18 protein-coding genes and 3 tRNA genes are annotated in these 17144 nt (G+C 59.6%); 12 read left to right on the plus strand and 9 right to left on the minus strand.

Annotated features, from left to right (window positions below):
- Window positions 1-68: 68 nt before the first annotated feature.
- From metK to ACFE70_RS00115, 3 genes are all read right to left on the minus strand, one after another.
- On the minus strand, window positions 69-1331 hold the full coding sequence (gene metK / locus ACFE70_RS00105) for a methionine adenosyltransferase (RefSeq protein ID WP_375415669.1): 1263 nt from the start codon (window positions 1329-1331) through the stop codon (window positions 69-71).
- A 238-nt stretch (window positions 1332-1569) separates the two neighbouring features.
- Window positions 1570-2766 carry a hypothetical protein gene (locus ACFE70_RS00110; RefSeq protein ID WP_375415670.1) on the minus strand — a complete coding sequence of 399 codons (1197 nt, stop codon included), beginning with the start codon at window positions 2764-2766 and terminating at the stop codon, window positions 1570-1572.
- Window positions 2767-2810: 44 nt separating this feature from the next.
- A complete protein-coding gene (locus ACFE70_RS00115; RefSeq protein ID WP_375415671.1) occupies window positions 2811-3452 on the minus strand; it encodes a hypothetical protein in 642 nt (213 codons plus the stop codon).
- A 153-nt stretch (window positions 3453-3605) separates the two neighbouring features.
- Between ACFE70_RS00115 and ACFE70_RS00120 the strand changes: the two genes are divergently transcribed.
- Both ACFE70_RS00120 and ahcY read left to right on the plus strand, forming a co-directional pair.
- Entirely contained in the window at window positions 3606-4334 is a 729-nt protein-coding gene (locus tag ACFE70_RS00120) for a DUF4397 domain-containing protein (RefSeq protein ID WP_375415672.1), read from the plus strand.
- A gap of 132 nt (window positions 4335-4466) precedes the next feature.
- Complete coding sequence (ahcY, locus tag ACFE70_RS00125) at window positions 4467-5783, plus strand: adenosylhomocysteinase (RefSeq protein WP_375415673.1); 1317 nt, start codon at window positions 4467-4469, stop codon at window positions 5781-5783.
- A gap of 90 nt (window positions 5784-5873) precedes the next feature.
- Here the strand turns inward: ahcY and ACFE70_RS00130 are convergent, their stop codons facing one another.
- From ACFE70_RS00130 to ACFE70_RS00140, 3 genes are read right to left on the minus strand one after another with little or no spacing between them, the layout of a single operon-like run.
- Window positions 5874-6194: a hypothetical protein gene (locus ACFE70_RS00130; protein WP_375415674.1), complete on the minus strand. Its 321-nt coding sequence runs from the start codon at window positions 6192-6194 to the stop codon at window positions 5874-5876.
- Between the two features lie 51 nt (window positions 6195-6245).
- Window positions 6246-7043 (minus strand): IS5 family transposase, encoded by a 798-nt coding sequence (locus ACFE70_RS00135; protein ID WP_375415675.1) that lies wholly within the window; start codon window positions 7041-7043, stop codon window positions 6246-6248.
- Window positions 7015-7326: a hypothetical protein gene (locus ACFE70_RS00140; RefSeq protein WP_375415676.1), complete on the minus strand. Its 312-nt coding sequence runs from the start codon at window positions 7324-7326 to the stop codon at window positions 7015-7017. The genes ACFE70_RS00135 and ACFE70_RS00140 overlap by 29 nt, the downstream gene beginning before the upstream one ends.
- A 70-nt stretch (window positions 7327-7396) precedes the next feature.
- On the opposite strand from ACFE70_RS00140, the gene ACFE70_RS00145 reads away from it, so the two are divergent.
- From ACFE70_RS00145 to nadD, 6 genes are all read left to right on the plus strand, one after another.
- Window positions 7397-8161: a glycosyltransferase family 2 protein gene (locus tag ACFE70_RS00145; RefSeq protein ID WP_375415677.1), complete on the plus strand. Its 765-nt coding sequence runs from the start codon at window positions 7397-7399 to the stop codon at window positions 8159-8161.
- Window positions 8158-9489, plus strand: a complete 1332-nt coding sequence (locus ACFE70_RS00150; protein ID WP_375415678.1) for an O-antigen ligase family protein — start codon at window positions 8158-8160, stop codon at window positions 9487-9489. The genes ACFE70_RS00145 and ACFE70_RS00150 overlap by 4 nt, the downstream gene beginning before the upstream one ends.
- Before the next feature lie 73 nt (window positions 9490-9562).
- Complete coding sequence (locus ACFE70_RS00155; protein WP_375415679.1) at window positions 9563-10213, plus strand: sigma-70 family RNA polymerase sigma factor; 651 nt, start codon at window positions 9563-9565, stop codon at window positions 10211-10213.
- A 40-nt stretch (window positions 10214-10253) separates the two neighbouring features.
- Complete coding sequence (locus ACFE70_RS00160; RefSeq protein ID WP_375415680.1) at window positions 10254-10541, plus strand: hypothetical protein; 288 nt, start codon at window positions 10254-10256, stop codon at window positions 10539-10541.
- Between the two features lie 21 nt (window positions 10542-10562).
- Window positions 10563-11147: a guanylate kinase gene (gene gmk, locus ACFE70_RS00165; protein ID WP_375415681.1), complete on the plus strand. Its 585-nt coding sequence runs from the start codon at window positions 10563-10565 to the stop codon at window positions 11145-11147.
- Window positions 11147-11770 (plus strand): nicotinate (nicotinamide) nucleotide adenylyltransferase, encoded by a 624-nt coding sequence (nadD, locus tag ACFE70_RS00170; RefSeq protein ID WP_375415682.1) that lies wholly within the window; start codon window positions 11147-11149, stop codon window positions 11768-11770. The genes gmk and nadD overlap by 1 nt, the downstream gene beginning before the upstream one ends.
- Window positions 11771-11854: 84 nt before the next feature.
- Here the strand turns inward: nadD and frr are convergent, their stop codons facing one another.
- The 3 genes from frr to ACFE70_RS00185 form a co-directional block, all read right to left on the minus strand.
- Entirely contained in the window at window positions 11855-12418 is a 564-nt protein-coding gene (gene frr / locus ACFE70_RS00175; RefSeq protein ID WP_375415683.1) for a ribosome recycling factor, read from the minus strand.
- A gap of 100 nt (window positions 12419-12518) precedes the next feature.
- Window positions 12519-13325, minus strand: a complete 807-nt coding sequence (pyrH, locus tag ACFE70_RS00180; protein ID WP_375415684.1) for a UMP kinase — start codon at window positions 13323-13325, stop codon at window positions 12519-12521.
- A 33-nt stretch (window positions 13326-13358) separates the two neighbouring features.
- Entirely contained in the window at window positions 13359-13862 is a 504-nt protein-coding gene (locus tag ACFE70_RS00185) for a biotin/lipoyl-containing protein (RefSeq protein WP_375415685.1), read from the minus strand.
- A gap of 94 nt (window positions 13863-13956) precedes the next feature.
- Between ACFE70_RS00185 and ACFE70_RS00190 the strand changes: the two genes are divergently transcribed.
- The 4 genes from ACFE70_RS00190 (at window position 13957) to ACFE70_RS00205 (ending at window position 17011) form a co-directional block, all read left to right on the plus strand.
- Entirely contained in the window at window positions 13957-16542 is a 2586-nt protein-coding gene (locus ACFE70_RS00190; RefSeq protein ID WP_375415686.1) for a M1 family aminopeptidase, read from the plus strand.
- A gap of 165 nt (window positions 16543-16707) precedes the next feature.
- Window positions 16708-16787 (plus strand) — tRNA-Tyr (locus ACFE70_RS00195).
- A gap of 17 nt (window positions 16788-16804) precedes the next feature.
- Window positions 16805-16877: transfer RNA gene (locus ACFE70_RS00200), tRNA-Gly, on the plus strand.
- Between the two features lie 62 nt (window positions 16878-16939).
- A tRNA-Thr gene (locus tag ACFE70_RS00205) sits at window positions 16940-17011 on the plus strand.
- Window positions 17012-17144 lie beyond the last annotated feature (133 nt).

Consider the following 17144-nt stretch of genomic DNA (forward strand, 5'->3'; position numbering starts at 1 on the left):
TGAAAATGGAAAAGCCCTGCCTGATACTTTCAGGCAGGGCTTTCTCAATTAAAGCTGGTAGCCGGGGCTTATAAGCCGAACGCCTGCTTTATCCAGTCCACGTAGTCGAGCTTCTCCCAGGTGAACGTCTCAAATGTCTTCTCCTCGCCATCCTTCATTCTGACCTGCACCATGCCGGGCTGCCGGCCCATATGGCCGTAAGCGGCAGTTTCGCTGAAAATGGGATTGCGCAGGCCAAACCGCTCCACGATGGCGTAGGGGCGCAAGTCGAAGAGCTGCTTGACTTTTTGGGCAATCTCGCCATCGGGCATCGTCGCGCCGCCAGCACTTTTGACTTTGGTGGTGCCGTACGTCGTGACGTAGAGGCCCACCGGCTGGGCCACGCCAATGGCGTAGGCCACCTGCACCAGCACCTGCTCGGCTACGCCGGCGGCCACCAGGTTTTTGGCGATGTGCCGCGCCGCGTAGGCCGCCGAGCGGTCCACTTTCGAGGAGTCTTTGCCCGAAAAAGCGCCGCCGCCGTGGGCGCCCTTGCCGCCGTAGGTATCAACGATAATTTTGCGGCCCGTCAGGCCGGAGTCGCCGTGGGGACCGCCGATAACGAACTTGCCGGTGGGGTTGATGTGGTAGGTAATCTGCTCGGTGAACAGCGCCCGCACCTCAGCGCTGAGCTGCGCCTGCACCCGCGGAATCAGAATCGCCTTGATATCGGCCGAAATCTGGCGCAGCATGGTTTGCTCATCCTCGTGAAAATCGTCGTGCTGGGTGCTAATGACGATGGTATCGATGGCTTCCGGGCGGTGGTCGTCGGAGTAGCGAATCGTGACCTGGCTTTTGGCGTCGGGGCGCAGGTAGGTCATCTCCTGGCCGGCCTTGCGGATGGCGGCCAGCTCGCGCAAGAGCAGGTGCGAGAGGTCGAGGGCCAGGGGCATGTAGTTATCGGTTTCGCTCGTGGCGTAGCCGAACATCATGCCCTGGTCGCCGGCGCCCTGCTCTTCGGGGGCAGCGCGCACCACACCCTGGTTGATGTCGGGCGACTGCTCGTGCAGGGCCGAGAGGATGCCGCAGGAGTCGGCGGCAAACATGTATTCGGAGCGGGTGTAGCCGATGCGGCGGATGACGTTGCGGGCCACGGTTTGCACGTCGACGTAGGCCGAGGACTTAATTTCGCCGGCCAGCACCACCAGGCCCGTGGTCACGAGCGTCTCACAGGCGACTTTTGAGTTGGGGTCCTGCCGCAGGAACTCGTCGAGGATGGCGTCGGAAATCTGGTCGGCAACTTTATCAGGATGGCCTTCCGACACAGATTCGGAAGTGAACAGATAGGGCATTGAAGGCGCGAAAAAAGGCTGATTTGAGGAAAGCAAGACGCCCGTCCGGCCGGCAGGCGGCGGGCGGGCGCGGGGTAAAACTACGGAGAAACGGGGTATTGGGCGGGCACGATGGCCAACTGCCCGGCCGCAGCGGGCGCATGTTCGGCCCCGATGCGCAGCCTGCTTTTGGGGTTCGGTTGCCGGGAGGAGGGTAGGGACTGTGCTTTGGTGGCAACTGCTTCGCTTCTTTAATTCCCTACCCCCCTGCTTTTTCGCAAACCAGCACCAGCAGCCGGCCGCGCAAATCAGTAGTGGCAAACAGGTAGGTGTCGCCGCCCTCGCGGATGCCGGTGCGCTGCCGCACCTCGGCCACCGAATCGGGAAAGTTGCGGGTCGTGATGTGGGCTCGCGCCTCCGGGCCGAGGTGGGCGCGCAGGGCGGCGCCGTCGTACTTCTCCACCGCCCGTACCCGGAAGATGCGGCCCGGAAAATCAGCCCGCAGCACGTCGCCGGTGTATAAGTGGCTGTGCTGGTGCAGCTTGAACAGCTCAAACGCATTACCTACGCTCTTAAACCCGCCCGCCTTAAGCACGGCCGCATTGGGCTCGTACAGATACTGGCGGGGCTCAGCGTAGCGCGGCACGGCGCGGGCCTCGCGGGCGCGGTTGAGGCGAAACTCCTGCACCTCGCCGTGGCGGCGCAGGTTCACGGTCAGGCGCTCGGGGTCTACGGCGGGCTCGGCACCCAACTCATAGAGCACCTCTTTCACCTCATTATCGACCGCCACCACCCAAAGCCGGCGCACGCGGCTCAGCTCCTGAACAGCCTGTTCCACATCGAGCATGGGCGACGTTTTGAGCAGAATGCGCGGGGTGTGGCGCAAGAACAGGGGTAGGAGCCGGGGCACGTCGGGCTCGCAGTCCTTGAGCTTGAAAATCTTCCGGTCGGCGCCGTCGCGCCGGGCCGGGTCGAGGTAAAGCCAGTCGAGGGGGTAGGAAACGGTTTTCAGAAACGAAACCGCATCGGTGGCGTGCACGGCCACATTCAGAATGTCCAGCTGCGCCAGGTTGTAGCTTACCACGCCGGCCAGCTTGGCGTCGCGCTCCACGTAATCGACCTGCCCGACCTGCTCGGCAAAGTGCACCGCGTCGGCGCCGAAGCCGCCGGTCAGGTCAGCCAGCCGGTCGGCGCCGGCCACCAGCTCAGCCTTAAAAGCTGCCGTGCGGGCCGAAGAAGCTTGCTCGACCGACAGCGCCGGCGGGAAAATAAGGTCGGGGTTGTCGGCCCAGGCGGGCAGCTTGCCGCGGGCTTTCTGGCGGGCCTGAATCTGGCGGACCAGCTCTGGCACGGGCAGGCCGGGGTGGCGGCGGGCTTGCAGGGCCAAGTGGGCCGGGTCGTCGTGCAGGTGGGCGGCCACGTAGCGCCGGGCCGCTTCGGGCAAAGGAAATTCCATCGAAGAGCTTATACGGACAAGCGGAGCGCACCGCCAACAAACCGCTAGCGCAGGCTCCAGCTCAGGGCTAACGACGGCTGGCCCGCTGAGGTGCATCGCACCACCATATTTGTGGGCTGCGCCCGCCGCCAGAGGCTGCCAGTGCGGCCGGCATTATAGGCTTCCACGGCCCGCAACAGGTGGTGGTTGGTGTTGCGGCTGATGAGGATGTTGGTCAGCAAACTAGCCGCTGCCACGCCCACGGCCACCTGCTGGGTTGGGTTGAAGTACTGGCGCTTGTCGCCGGCCAGCACCTGCTGCCCATATAGGCCCACGGCGCCCACAAACACCAGTCGCTCGGCCAAGAACAAAGTTTTCTGGCGACGGTACTGGTTGAGGCTGCGCAGAGCTTCGGGATTGACGGCCAAGTAGGGCCGCAGCTTCTGCCCGAAAAAGCCCGCACTCTGGTAGTTCTCGCCGGTGGCGCCGGGGGGTAGGAAATAGAAGTTGCGCTGCTGCCCATTGAGGCCGCGCTCCAGGTCTTCGGTTTGCAGACGGATGGTGGCCGGCGCGAGCTGCTGCGCGCGGGCTGCGCCGCCTCCGCTTAGCAAGCCGCTGATGAGCAGGCTGCTGCTTAAAAATGTGCGGCCCGACCAGACACGTCCGGGCTGTCGAGAAGAGCGAGAAGAAACTGAAAAGAGTATCATAAAACAAATATATAAATTATATAACCTAGTGGTTGTGGCCGCTGGTCTTTTAAAACCGCCCAAACTAACCTGCGGCCGGATATTTGCGTTCAGGGCCGCGAAGTCGAAGTCATAGTTCAGCTAGTCGGTTACACCTCATCAATTAATTACCTTATGAAAATTTCTTCCTTTCGCCCCTGGGCGGTGGTGTTGCCGGCAGTATTGCTGCTGGCCTCCTGCGGCAAAGACGACCCTAAGCCTGCCTCTTCGCCGGACCAGGGCCGCGTGTTGTTTGTGAACGCCGCCGCCCACATTGCGCCTACCACCCTGCGGTTCGTGGTCGATAACAACGAAAAAGCATCGTTGGGCTACGGCGCAGGCAATTCCTACCAATCTATCCAGGCCGGCAGCCGGTCGGTGCAGGTGATGGCGAGCACGCAAACGGCGCTGACGCAGCCCATAGCGGTTGAGAAGGACCGCAGCTACACGTTCGTGGCTAAGCCGGCCGCTTCTACTTCCGTGGTCGAGGGGGCGCTGTTTGCCGACGACCTGACGGCTCCTGCTGCGGGCAAAGCCAAGATTCGGGTCATCAACGTGGGCCAAAGCCTGACCACGCCCATCCGCTTGGCGCAAACCACGGCTGTGACCGGGGGCGGCATCATCGTCAATGACGTGTCGGGCAGCAGCGCGTCGGCGTTCACTGAGTTCAACCCCGGCAACAACTACAGCCTGTTTATCTCCGACAACACCAACAAGTCGCTGGTGCAGGTTGGCGACGGCTCGGGCTCGGGCGCCGGCACCCGGAACTTCGAGGCCAACAAGATTTACACGGTGCTGGTAACCGGCACGCTCGGCAGCCTCAACGACAATCAAAAGCTTAAAGCCTTCGTGTTTCAAAACTAATAACTGGCCTCCGCGCCGCTTTTCGGAAGGGCCCGAGTCAACTGATTCGGGCTTTTTTACGTCCGAGCAGCCTTAACAAAAGGCTTATCTTTGCGGTTAGATTGCGATTCTCAACTTCAAGCTCTACCCCCCGTGGAAACTAAAACGACGACCTACGTTCCCTACAAAGTAAAAGACCTGTCGCTGGCCGAGTGGGGCCGCAAGGAGATTCGCCTCGCCGAAGCCGAGATGCCCGGCCTGATGGCCCTGCGCGACGAATTCGGCGCTTCGCAGCCTTTCAAGGGGGCTCGCATCGCTGGCTGCCTGCACATGACCATTCAGACCGCCGTGCTCATCGAAACGCTACAAGCGCTGGGCGCCGAGGTGACATGGTCGTCGTGTAACATCTTCTCGACCCAGGACCACGCCGCCGCCGCCATTGCCGCCGCCGGCATCCCGGTTTATGCCTGGAAGGGCATGAGCGAGGAGGAATTTAACTGGTGCATCGAGCAGACTTTGTTTTTTGGCGAAGATCGTCAGCCACTGAACATGATTCTCGACGACGGCGGCGACCTGACCAATATGGTGCTGAACCAGTACCCCGAGCTGGCCGCCGGCATCCGGGGCGTGAGCGAGGAAACCACGACCGGCGTGCTGCGCCTCTACGAGCGGGTGAAAAACGGCTCGCTGCCCTTCCCCGCCATCAACGTCAACGACTCGGTGACGAAGTCCAAGTTTGACAACAAGTACGGCTGCAAAGAATCGGCTGTGGACGCCATCCGCCGCGCCACCGACGTGATGATGGCCGGCAAAGTGGCCGTTGTGGCCGGCTACGGCGACGTCGGGAAAGGTACCGCCGCCAGCCTGAGCGGCGCCGGTGCCCGCGTCATTGTTACCGAAATTGACCCTATCTGCGCCTTGCAGGCCGCTATGGACGGCTACGCGGTGAAGAAGCTGGCCAACGCTGTAAAGGAAGCCGACATCGTGGTGACGGCCACCGGCAACTGCGATATTCTCACTGAGGAGCATTTCCGCAGCCTCAAAGACAAGGCTATTGTCTGCAACATTGGCCACTTTGATGATGAGATTGACATGGCTTGGCTGAACACTAACTACGGTCACACCAAGGATACCATCAAGCCGCAGGTTGATCTCTACACCATCGAGGGCAAAGAGGTTATCATTCTCGCCGAAGGCCGCCTCGTGAACCTGGGCTGCGCCACCGGCCACCCCTCGTTCGTGATGTCGAACTCGTTCACGAACCAGACCCTGGCCCAGTTGGAGCTATGGCAGCGCGGCGAGCAGTACGAAAACCAGGTTTACACCCTGCCCAAGCACCTCGACGAGAAAGTGGCCCGCCTGCACCTCGCCAAAATCGGCGTCGAGCTGGACGAGTTGACCTCCCGGCAGGCCGACTATATTAAAGTGCCCGTGGAAGGGCCGTTCAAGTCGGACTTGTACCGCTACTAGGACGCCCAGCAAATCCCGCGAAACCGTAAGCGCCCGCTCCCAATCACTGTGGGGGCGGGCGTTTACGGTTTAGGAGCACCGAGTTTGCAATCAGTTTTTTGAGCCTGATAGCGCTGCTATCACAATGTTTTGCAGCACGCCGAGCAACTGAGGCAACTCGGCCAAGTAGTAGCGCGGCAGGTCCAGCGTAATAGTCTCCCCTTCGAGCTTCAGGAAGCGCCACTCGGTGCCGGTAGTAGAGCACCCGTAGAGTACCGTCAGAGGATTATTTTCTAGTTCATTAAGCTTGCGAGCGCCTAATAGCTGCGCCGCACATTGAATAGTGCCCTGCTCCACATCCTGCCGCTTGGCCTCGGTGATGCAGAAAATAGGCGTGGTAATGAACTCCTGAATGCGCGTGCTGGTCAGCACGAAATCACACTCTCCGCGCAAACCGCGCTGCTCGTCGGCGTCTAGAGCCTGTTATGTACTTACGGCATGTCTAGCGAGCAGGAGGCAGGCGAAAACGACGAAATGAAGTTGTTGCAAGGTGCTGCTGAGCCGCTCATAGTCGCGGCTCAGTCGGCGAAAGCGGCTGAGCCAGGCAAAGCTACGCTCGACGACCCAGCGCCGGGGCAGAAACACAAAACCAGTCTGCCCTTCGGGCTTTTTAACTACTTGCAGGGCAATATCATGCACGGCCGCCGCATACTCTGCGTCCTCCCCCGTATAGCCCTGATCCACAAAGCCTACCTGTACGCTTTGGCCGGTGGCCTCCTGCACTTGGCGGCACAACTCGCCGACCTGCGCCCGCTCCTGCTCATTGGCCGGCGTGATGACTACACTTAGCAACTGGCCCAGGGTATCAACAGCAATATGGGCCTTGCTGCCCTTGCGCTTTTTGGCCCCATCGTAGCCGGCCCGGTGCCCGCTTTCGGGCGTACTTTGCAGCGTGCGCCCGTCGAGCACAATGGCGGTGGGCGTAGCTGTGCGCCCGAGCAAAACGTGCTGCAACGCATTCAAATCATGCACGATAGCTTCAAATACGCGCGCGTCCCGCCAGCGCGTCCACTGCTGGTACACGGCCTGCCAGGGCGGCAAGTCATGCGGCAGATAACGCCAGGGACAGCCCGTGTGGGCCAGGTAGCGCAGGGCGTTGAACAGCGTCCGCAACGGATACTGCCGCTGGGGCGCTTCTTCCCGCATCAAGGCCAGATACGGGGCCACAAACGCCCACTCTTCCGCTTGCACATCACTGGGGTAAGTCCGAATAATTGCCATACCCCAAATTTCGGCACAAGTGCATAACAGGCTCTAGATTAGCGCCTGACACAACGGCAAAAGCAAAATCATTGCGCTCACACAACTCCGTGAGAATGGGTGATACCAGGCGCTCGGAACGGGACTTTTCGCTGCCGAATCCCATCAGCTGGCCTTTGCGCAGCGTATCAAGCAGCCAGGGGGAAGGGACAACCGGCGAGGCCTGTCCAAACAGGTCGGCTGATGCGAAGTGCATCCCGAAACGGCGGATTAGGTCGTTAGCGGTAAAGTCAGTGTAGGCCATAAGGAGAAAGGAAGGGCAATCAAATTTAGCCCCCTGAGCCCGCATTATCTTTGCTGGATAATCTGCTGCCGTGGTATCTCTTTCCGTCGTCATCATCACTTTCAACGAAGAAGCCAACATCGGCCGCTGCCTGGTCGCGCTGGGGGGGGTAGGGGACGAGGTGCTGGTAGTTGATTCATTCTCTACCGACCGAACGGTGGAAATTTGCCAGCAGCACGGCGCCCGCGTGGTGCAAAATGCCTTCGCCGGCTACGTCGAGCAGAAAAATTTTGCCACCGCCGAGGCCCAATTCGACCACGTGCTGCAGCTCGACGCGGATGAAGTTTTAACCGATGCGCTCCGCGCCGAAATCAACCAGGTGAAAGCCAGCTGGCAGCACGCCGGCTACACCATGCCCCGCCTGACGAGCTACTGCGGCCACTGGGTGCGCCACGGCGGCTGGTACCCCGACCGCAAGCTGCGCCTCTACGACCGGCGCCGCGGGCGCTGGGTCGGCCTGCTGGTGCACGAGCGCTACGAGCTGGATGCTGGCGCCAGCGCTGGCGCCCTCCGCGCCGACCTGCTGCACTACTCGTACTATTCCGTGGAGCAGCACGTTAATCAGCTCAATAAATACACCAGCCTGGCCGTGGCCGAGCTAAGGCTGCGGGGCAAGACGCGGGTCTCGTGGGCGCAGCTAGTACTTAAGCCGCTCTGGAAATTCAGCCACGGCTATTTTATCCGCCTGGGCTTTCTCGACGGTTTTGCCGGGCTGTGCATTGCCAGTCTCTCAGCCTGGAGTGTATTTCTGCGACTGGCAAAGCTGAAAACCAATTCCCTACCCCCCGCCGCGTGAGCAACCCCTTTCGTCGGCCTGCTGCGGAATCGCCGGTCGGCAGTCAGCGCCAGACCGGGTCCCTGCAAGCTCTTTACCACTGCGGCCGGCTCTCGCAGTATTTGCTTTGGCTGGCTTGCGGCGCGGGCGTCGTGGGCCTGCTCGGCTCGCGGGCGCTAATAGCCTTGAGCCCGGTAGTGGGGGTAGGAGCCGTGCTGCTGAACCCCAACCTGCGCGCCGGCCTGCGCCACTACGCCCGCAACGGCGCGGCCCGGCGGGCGGCTCTGCTTTATGCCTTGCTGCTGGTCAGTGCCCTCTACACTACCGACTGGGCCGAGTGGCGCCACGAAATCTACCGCTGGCTGCCCTGGCTGGCCGTGCCGCTGGCTTTCACCGCCGCCGTGCCCCTGAGCGCGCGGCAGCGGCTGGCCGTGGGCAGCTTGTTTGTGCTGGGCACCGCTTTAGTAGGCATAGGCACTTTGGGGCAGTATCTGCTCAATCCCGCCGCCGCGAATGAGGCATTTCGGGTCAGTCAAAATCTGCCCTCTAGTATGGGCGTGTCCCACATTCCCTTTTCCGTCATGCTGGTGCTGGCCGGTTTCGGCGGGCTTTACCTACGGCGCGAGCCGCTGGCCGGGCCGGGGCTGCGCGGGGCTTTGGCGACAGCGGGGGGGGTAGGGATAGTGATTGTGCACGTGCTGGCTTACCGCACGGGCCTGCTCGTGTTTTATGGCGCGCTGGCGGCCGAGGCGCTGCGGCTGCTGTTTCGGCGGCGCCTGCGGCTGGGGCTGGCTTTGCTGCTGCTCATGGCGGGCGCGGCCACCGTGGCTTACCAAACCCTGGAGCCGGTGCGCCGGCGGGTGGGCGTCACGCTTTATGATGTGGACCAGTTCCAGCAGGGGCGCGACATCAACCAGTATTCACTCTCCCGCCGTCTCGCTGCCTGGGAAACGGCCGCGCTGCTCGCCCGCCAGCATCCCTGGCTCGGGGTAGGACTAGCCGATGCCAAAGCCGCCATGATGGGCCAGTATAACTGGCGCGACTACGGCGTGCGACCGCAAAATCGGGTTATGATTCATAATCAATATTTGCACTTTCTGGTTGGTAGTGGAGTGCTGGGCCTGGGTCTGTGGCTGCTGCTGCTGAGCCGGCCGCTGTTGCAACCCGCCCCGCGCCGCAATCCGTATATCCGAAGCTTTCTGTTGGTGATGGCCGCGGCCATGCTGGTCGACTCACTGCTTCAGGTGCAAATTGGCTACAACCTATTCGTGTTTGGCTACGGCTTTCTGGTCGTGGCTGCCGAGCGGCACCAGCAGTTTTCGCAGTCCCTACCCCCTCGGCCGGCGTAAGACTGGCCCGGCTTACTTTTGTTTATCCGCACCTAACCTGTCCAGGCGACGGCTGCAACATTCGCCCTACCCCATGAGTGATTCTCCCCCCGAGCGGGTTAAGCTGAGCAAAGAGGAAAAAGACCGGCGCTTTCAGGCCGAGCTGATGCCCGTCATCGACCCGCTCTACAACTTCGCCTACCGCCTGACCCTGGACGAGGACGATGCCAATGACCTCGTGCAGGAAACTTATTTAAAAGCGTATCGCTTCTTCGAGTACTTCGAGCCTGGGACGAATGCCAAAGCGTGGCTATTCCGTATCCTTAAGAACTCGTTTATCAACGACTTCCGGAAGAAAAGCAAGCAGCCCGCTAAGGTTGACTATAGTGAGATTGAAGGCTACTATAATCCGGAAGATGTTGAGAGCGATTCTGACATTGGGGGTAGCTCATCCGACATGCGTCAGCAGTCGGTGCGCGACCTCATCGGCGACGAAGTGGCCAGCGCCTTGAATTCGCTGCCGGTGGATTTTCGCACCGTCATTATTCTCTGCGACCTCGAAGGATTCACCTACGAGGAGATGGCCAAAGTGCTCGATATTCCCATCGGGACGGTGCGCTCCCGCCTGCACCGGGCCCGGCACTTTCTCAAAGAAAAGCTTGAAAAGTATGCCCGCTCGATGGGCTATAATAACGATGAGATTGAGGCAGCTGAAGAAGCTGAGTCAGAAGATAACGACGAATAAGTAAACTTTTTCTTTCCATCTTACATTTTACCCGGCAACTATGAAATCCACTCCTACTCCCACCAATGTATCGGCTCCCGTTATTGACAACGGCCCCGACTGTGAACGCATGAACACCGTGCTCGACCAACTCATTGAGGGCCACGCCCCCACCGCGGAGGATGAGGATTACCTTATCCATCATGCTGACGACTGCTCGCCATGCTTCGACGACATCAAAAAGCAGCGCGTCTTCGTTGACTTTCTGGGTCAGCGCCTCGGCCGCAAGACCTCGCCCGGCCACCTGCCCCAGGCCATTATGGCCCGTGTGCATGCCGAAGTGGCCTGAAAACGCCTAGCTTTGTGCCCTATGCAGGGCAAAATTATCGCGTTTTCAGCCCCGTCAGGTGCTGGCAAAACCACTATCGTGCATCGGCTGCTGGAGCAGATTCCGGAGTTGAGCTTTTCCATTTCGGCCTGCACCCGTGACCGCCGCGGCCGCACCGAAGCCAATGGCCAGGACTACTACTTCATGTCGGTGCAGGAATTTCAGGATAAAATCCGCCGCGATGAGTTCGTGGAATGGGAAGAAGTCTACGAAGGTGCTTTCTACGGCACGCTCAAATCGGAGATTGAGCGCATCTGGGACGCTGGCCGACACGCTATCCTCGACATTGATGTGAAGGGCGGGCTCAGCATCAAGGACTTTTATAAGGACCGGGCGCTGGCGCTCTTCGTTAAGCCGCCGTCGCTGGAAATCCTGGAAGCTCGCCTGCGGGCCCGCGCCACCGATTCGGCGGCCAGTATCTCATCGCGGCTTTATAAAGCCAACTTCGAGCTGACGTTCGAAGACCGCTTCGATGCTGTCATCGTAAATGATTACCTTGACACCGCCACCTATCAAGCCGTTGAGCTGGTTCGGGGTTTCATCAGCGCCGAACAACCGCTGGTCTGATGGTGCTGTTGCTGGCCACCAGTTTAGCAGCATCCGAGGCTGCGGCTCGCCGGGTCGGGTTGCTTTTCGGCTCCTTTAATCCCGTGCACGTCGGCCACCTGATTCTGGCCGAGTACTTTGCCACCCGCACCGACCTGGCGGAGGTTTGGCTCGTGGTTTCGCCCCACAACCCCTTTAAACAGGCTGATGACCTGTTGCCCGCAACGCAACGGCTACAGTTGGTGCAACTGGCAATTGCCGGCAATCCGCGTTTGCGCGCCGAGGACGCCGAGTTTTCGCTGCCCCGGCCCAGCTACACCAGCACCACCCTCGACGCGCTACGGCAACGTCATCCTGATTTGGAGTTTGTGTTGCTAATGGGCGCCGACAACCTGGCCGACCTGCCGCGCTGGCGTGAGGCCGTCCGTTTAGTGGCCGAAACTGATATTTACGTTTATCCGCGTCCCGGCACTGCCCTGCCTGATTTGAGCGCTCTGCCGCGGGTGCGCGTAGTGGCAGCTCCTTTGCTGGACATATCCGCCACGTTTATCCGGGAGAGCTTACGGGCCGGCCACTCCATCCGCTACCTGGTGCCCGATGCTGTGGCCCTGCACATTCAGCAAAATGGCTACTGGATGAGCTAATTAAAAATTTCCTACCCCCTCTTCCAGCAGAAAGCCCGGCGAGTTCATCGTCGGGCTTTCTGCTGGAAGAGGGGGTAGGAAATCTCAGATGGTCATGATTTCCGACTCTTTCTTGCTGAGCAGCTTTTCAACTTCGGCAATGTAAGAGTCGGTGGTTTTCTGCACTTTGTCCTCCGCGCTCTTTACGGCATCTTCGGCAGCACCTTCTTTTAGCAGCTTGCGCAATGCCTCGTTCACGTCTTTGCGGATACCGCGCACCCGGATTTTGCCGCTCTCCGACTCATTTTTAGCTTGCTTCACGAGGTCGCGGCGACGCTCCTCGGTCATGGCCGGAATGTTGAGGCGAATGCCGTCGGCATCCGACACCGGGTTCAGGCCCAGGTCGCTATTCTTAATGGCTTTGGCTACCTCGCTCACCATATTCTTTTCCCAAGGCTTGATGAGCAGCGAGCGGGGGTCGGGCGCCGAGATGTTGGCAATCTGCGAAACGGGAGTTGGGGTGCCGTAATAGTCCACGCGCAAGCCATCGAGCATGGCCGGTGAGGCTTTGCCCGCCCGGATGCGGCTCATCTCCACGCTCACGTGGCTCAGGGCCTTCTGCATCGATTCCTCCAAGTCGCTGAGGTAAAACTGAATTTCTTCGTCCATTGGTAAGTCAATTAGTAATGTACAATGAGCAATCAGTTAGCAGTCCTGTTCATTGAGGCCACAAAATTGCTCATTGCTCCTTGATAGTTGTTCATTGCAATTAAGCCTGTTCAGCCGGGGCGCTCAGGCTGGGCTGCAAGCTGCTATGCTTGGGGTCGAGCAGGGGGGGTAGGGAATCGGCCGACGGGCGTATGCCATCCCCCATCGTGACCTTGGTGCCCATATCCTCGCCAGCGAGCAGGCGCTCCAGATTGCCGGGCGTGTTCATGTCGAACACGATAATGTCCAAGTTATTCTCCCGGCACAAGGTGAACGCCGTCATATCCATGACGTTCAGATTCTTCGCTATTACCTCATCGAACGAGATTTCGGAGTATCGGCTCGCGGTCGGGTCTTTCTCGGGGTCGGCCGAGTAAATGCCATCCACGCGGGTGCCTTTGAGCACGACGTCGGCCTCAATCTCAATGGCGCGCAGCGAGGCCGCTGAGTCGGTGGTGAAGTAGGGCGAGCCGATGCCGGCGCCAAAAATTACCACCCGGCCTTTCTCCAGGTGTCGCAGGGCCCGCCGCCGGATATAGGGCTCGCAGACCCGCTGAATGGTGAGGCCCGACAGCAGCCGGGTAGGGACCGCCAACTTCTCCAGGGCGCTTTGCAAGGCCATCGAGTTAATGACCGTAGCCAGCATCCCCATGTAGTCGCCCTGCACCCGGTCGAGCCCAAAGGCCTCGGCCTGCGCGCCCCGGTAGATGTTGCCGCCGCCAATCACGACGGCCACCTGCACGCCGGTGACGACTACGGCCTTGATTTCGCTGGCATATTGCATCAGCCGGTCGGCGTCGATGCCGTACTGCTGCTGGCCCATCAGCGCTTCGCCACTGAGCTTGAGAAGAATGCGATTGTAAGTCAAATTGCGAAAAATTAAGATGAGCCGGCCAAGGCACTACGCAAACTGCACCAGCACCTGGCCCTTCTGCACATTGTCGCGCAAAGTTACCCGGATGCTGCTGACTGTGCCGTCGGCGGGCGCTTTGAGGATGTTTTCCATTTTCATCGCCTCCAGCACCAAAAGCGGGTCGCCCTTCTGCACTGCCTGGCCCGCTGCCACCCGAATATCGACAATGAGGCCGGGCATGGGCGCTTTCAACTCGTTTACTTTTAGGACGGTGGCGTTGCTCAGGCCCATCTTTTCGAGGAGCAGGTCGTAGCGGTCCTTGGCTTGCAGCGCTACCCGCTGCCCATTGATTTTCAGCACCAGCGTTTTGGCGGCGTAGTCGGCCTCCACCAGTTCGGCCTGGTAGGAGCGGCCCTCAAACAGCACATGGTAGCGGCCGTTGCCCAGCACTGCCAGGTCCCAGCCGAAGAGCTGCCCGTTGAGGCGAAGCTGATTGGGGGCTTGGTAGTCAACTTCCCACACCTGACTGGAACTGGTACGGATTTCGAGCATACGGCGGGGTAAGCGGGGTAGAAAAGGGCTTAAAGGTAGCCTAAATCTGAAATAAATTCGGACCTTGAGGGCCTTAAAGACCTAGTGTATCGGTATGAGATATTTAGTTTGGGGGTTGCTGCTATTTAGCTGCACCACGGCCCGGTTCAGTGTGCTGGCGCAGGCGGGCGGTGGCCAGGCGAGCAAGCCAGCTGCTAAGCCAGCCCCTCGTAAAAAAGCCGCTGTTACGGCGCCGGCGCCGGTTTCGGCCGGAATAGTCGTGCCGTCGTGGCTGCCGCCGGAAGCCCCTGTGCAGCCGGCTGCCACTATTCTGCATGATGTGCTGGACACCAAGCTCGACGTGCGCTTTGACTATGCCAGGCAACACCTGCTTGGCACGGCCACGCTCACGCTACGGCCGCATTTCTACCCTCAGACGCAGCTTATGCTCGACGCTAAGGGGTTTGATGTTGGCAGCGTGCAGCTGCTTAGCGGCAAGAAAACCAGGCCCTTGGATTATATCTATAATAAACGGCAGCTGACCATCACGCTCGACCACACCTATGCCCGCACCGAGCCGTACCAGGTGCGCATCGCCTACGTCGCCAAGCCTAATGAGCTGCCCACCGGGGGCTCGGAGGCCATCACGGAGGATAAAGGCTTGTACTTTATTAATCCGCTCAACAAAGAGCCCAACAAGCCCCGCCAAATCTGGACGCAAGGCGAGACGGAAAGCTCCTCGTGCTGGTTTCCGACCATCGACAAGCCCAACCAGCGCATGACCCAGGAAATCACGCTGACTGTGGAAAGTCAGTTCAAAACGCTGTCCAACGGTCTGCTGATTTCCTCGAAAAGCAACGGCAACGGTACCCGCACCGATACATGGCGTCAATCCCTACCCCATGCTCCGTACTTAGCCATGCTCGCAGTCGGCGACTTTGCTGTGGTCAGCGACAAGTGGCACGGCAAACCAGTTGACTATTACGTCGAACCGAAGTTCGCTGGCACCGCCAAAGCCGTGTTCGGCCGCACGCCGGAGATGCTGGAGTTTTTCTCTAAAAAGCTGGGGGTGGAGTATCCGTGGGAGAAGTACGCCCAGATTGCCGTACGCGACTACGTGAGCGGCGCGATGGAAAATACCACGGCCACGGTGCACGGCAGCACCATTCAGGCTACGAAGCGCGAGTTGCTCGACGCTGACTACACCACCGGCGAGAGCACCATTGCCCACGAGCTGTTTCACCACTGGTTCGGCGACTATGTGACGAGTGAGTCGTGGGCTAACCTGCCGCTGAACGAATCGTTTGCCGACTACTCCGAGTTCTTGTGGGCGGAGTATAAGCTGGGTGCGGACGAGGCAGCCCTGGTGCAGCAAACCAAGCTTGCCAATTACCTCGATGAGGCGCAAGGCAAGCGCGAGCCGCTAATTCGCTATCATTATGAGAGTCGCGAATCCATGTTCGACCGCCACTCTTATGACAAGGGCGGGCGGGTGCTGCACATGCTGCGGCAGTACGTGGGCGACGAGGCATTTTTTGCCGCCCTCAACCGCTACCTGACCCAAAACAAGCTCTCGGCCGTCGAGATATCAGAGTTGCGCACCGCTTTTGAGGAAACGACCGGCGAGGACCTAATGTGGTTTTTCGACCAGTGGTTTATGCAGCGCGGCCACCCCGAGCTGCACGTCACGCACTCGTTCGCCAGCAATCAGGTCAGCCTGCGCGTGCGGCAAACCCAGGACTCCACCTTTTCGCCCCTGTTTCGGCTGCCCGTGACGGTCACGACCTGGGTGAACAATCAGCCCATTGAGTACCGCATTACGATTACCCGCGCCGACCAGACGTTTCAGTTGCCCGTCAGTCAGAAGCCCAGCCTGGTAAAGTTTGACAGCCAGGGAATGCTGCTGGCCCAGCTAGACGAAAGCCGGACCCAGGAAGAAGTGCTCTATCAGTTCAGTCACGCCCGCAACTATTTACAGCGCTACGAGGCACTGGATTTGCTGCAAAACAAAGTCAGCGACCTCGCCGTGAGCACCATGATGCGCACGGCGCTGAATGACCCATTCTGGGCCATCCGCCGCAGCGCCCTCGACCACTTGCGCGGCTACCGCGGCCCGGAGCCCGGCGCTGTGCGCCGCGAAATTCAACGCTTGGCCACCACCGACCCCAACCCGCGCGTACGAGCACAGGGCCTCGTGACTTTGGCTACCTTATCGGGGGAAAACTATACGCCCGTCTATTTAGCCGCGCTCAACGACAGTTCCTATACGGTGGCGGCGGCGGCCATCACTGTGCTGGGCCGTAGCGCGGCAGTCAATCCGCGTCAGCAGATTGCCACCCTCGAAAATACGTCCAGCGGTACCGTCCTCACCGCCTTGGCTGCTTACTATGCCCGCATTGGGGGCCTGGAGCAGTATAATTGGTTTTTGCGCCGTCTGCCGGATATAAGCGAGACCGACCTTTATGAGTACTTACAGGCTATGGGCACACTGATGACTCGCATTCCGGCCGTGGAGCGTGACCAAGGAGTAAAGACCTTAGAAAACCTAGCGCGCACGCACTCCAAGTATTTTGTCCGGCTAGGTGCTTTTCGGGGCCTCAATCAATTGTCATCAAAAATGCCCCAACTCAAACCGGTGCTCCAGGACATCAAAGCAAAAGAGACTGACCAACGTCTGAAAGCCTTCTACAACCTGATGTAGAGCAGTTCAGCCGCATTGGTAGAAAAATAATCTCGCGTTTTTTGTTCGTGGGCTTGACTTTTATCGGGAATCACCTAATTTTGCAACTCCATTTACCAACCCACTATCCTAACAGGGGTAAACAAATGGAGAAGACTTCGTGCAACCGGCTCGAAATCATCAACTGGGGGTATCGCATAGCGGCAATTGCGGGTGACTGTAACTCACCTCCTTCGGGTTCATAGGTTCGAGTCCTGTTACCCCCACACCTTTTAATTTCCCTGCGGGAGTAGCTCAGTTGGTAGAGCGACAGCCTTCCAAGCTGTAGGTCGCGAGTTCGAACCTCGTCTCCCGCTCGTTCGCCGCAAACAGGAGGGGTAGGGATTTACCTAAATCGCTAGCCTCCCGAATAGAATAAGCCGTTTTAGCTCAGTGGTAGAGCACTTCCTTGGTAAGGAAGAGGTCATGGGTTCAAATCCCATAAATGGCTCGCATAGTACCTCTCTCGGTGCCCGTTTAACTGGTGCTGAGTGCGGCCTGCAACGTGAAGCGATGCCCGTTTGAACCAGTTCGCTGGGGGGCGGGTTTCGCTTTCTTGCCGTAAGGCCCTTACATTTCCTTTA

The organism is uncultured Hymenobacter sp., assembly GCF_964243305.1.
In the GTDB taxonomy this organism is placed as follows: domain Bacteria; phylum Bacteroidota; class Bacteroidia; order Cytophagales; family Hymenobacteraceae; genus Hymenobacter.

Bases quoted from the DNA above. Each gene is read 5' to 3' on its own strand.
- ACFE70_RS00115 (WP_375415671.1), bottom strand. From the start codon at position 3,452: ATGATACTCTTTTCAGTTTCTTCTCGCTCTTCTCGACAGCCCGGACGT.
- ACFE70_RS00155 (WP_375415679.1), top strand. From the start codon at position 9,563: ATGAGTGATTCTCCCCCCGAGCGGGTTAAGCTGAGCAAAGAGGAAAAA.
- ACFE70_RS00190 (WP_375415686.1), top strand. From the start codon at position 13,957: ATGAGATATTTAGTTTGGGGGTTGCTGCTATTTAGCTGCACCACGGCC.
- metK (WP_375415669.1), bottom strand. From the start codon at position 1,331: ATGCCCTATCTGTTCACTTCCGAATCTGTGTCGGAAGGCCATCCTGAT.
- frr (WP_375415683.1), bottom strand. From the start codon at position 12,418: ATGGACGAAGAAATTCAGTTTTACCTCAGCGACTTGGAGGAATCGATG.
- ACFE70_RS00135 (WP_375415675.1), bottom strand. From the start codon at position 7,043: ATGGCAATTATTCGGACTTACCCCAGTGATGTGCAAGCGGAAGAGTGG.
- ACFE70_RS00110 (WP_375415670.1), bottom strand. From the start codon at position 2,766: ATGGAATTTCCTTTGCCCGAAGCGGCCCGGCGCTACGTGGCCGCCCAC.
- ACFE70_RS00185 (WP_375415685.1), bottom strand. From the start codon at position 13,862: ATGCTCGAAATCCGTACCAGTTCCAGTCAGGTGTGGGAAGTTGACTAC.
- ACFE70_RS00140 (WP_375415676.1), bottom strand. From the start codon at position 7,326: ATGGCCTACACTGACTTTACCGCTAACGACCTAATCCGCCGTTTCGGG.
- ACFE70_RS00160 (WP_375415680.1), top strand. From the start codon at position 10,254: ATGAAATCCACTCCTACTCCCACCAATGTATCGGCTCCCGTTATTGAC.
- ACFE70_RS00120 (WP_375415672.1), top strand. From the start codon at position 3,606: ATGAAAATTTCTTCCTTTCGCCCCTGGGCGGTGGTGTTGCCGGCAGTA.
- gmk (WP_375415681.1), top strand. From the start codon at position 10,563: ATGCAGGGCAAAATTATCGCGTTTTCAGCCCCGTCAGGTGCTGGCAAA.
- nadD (WP_375415682.1), top strand. From the start codon at position 11,147: ATGGTGCTGTTGCTGGCCACCAGTTTAGCAGCATCCGAGGCTGCGGCT.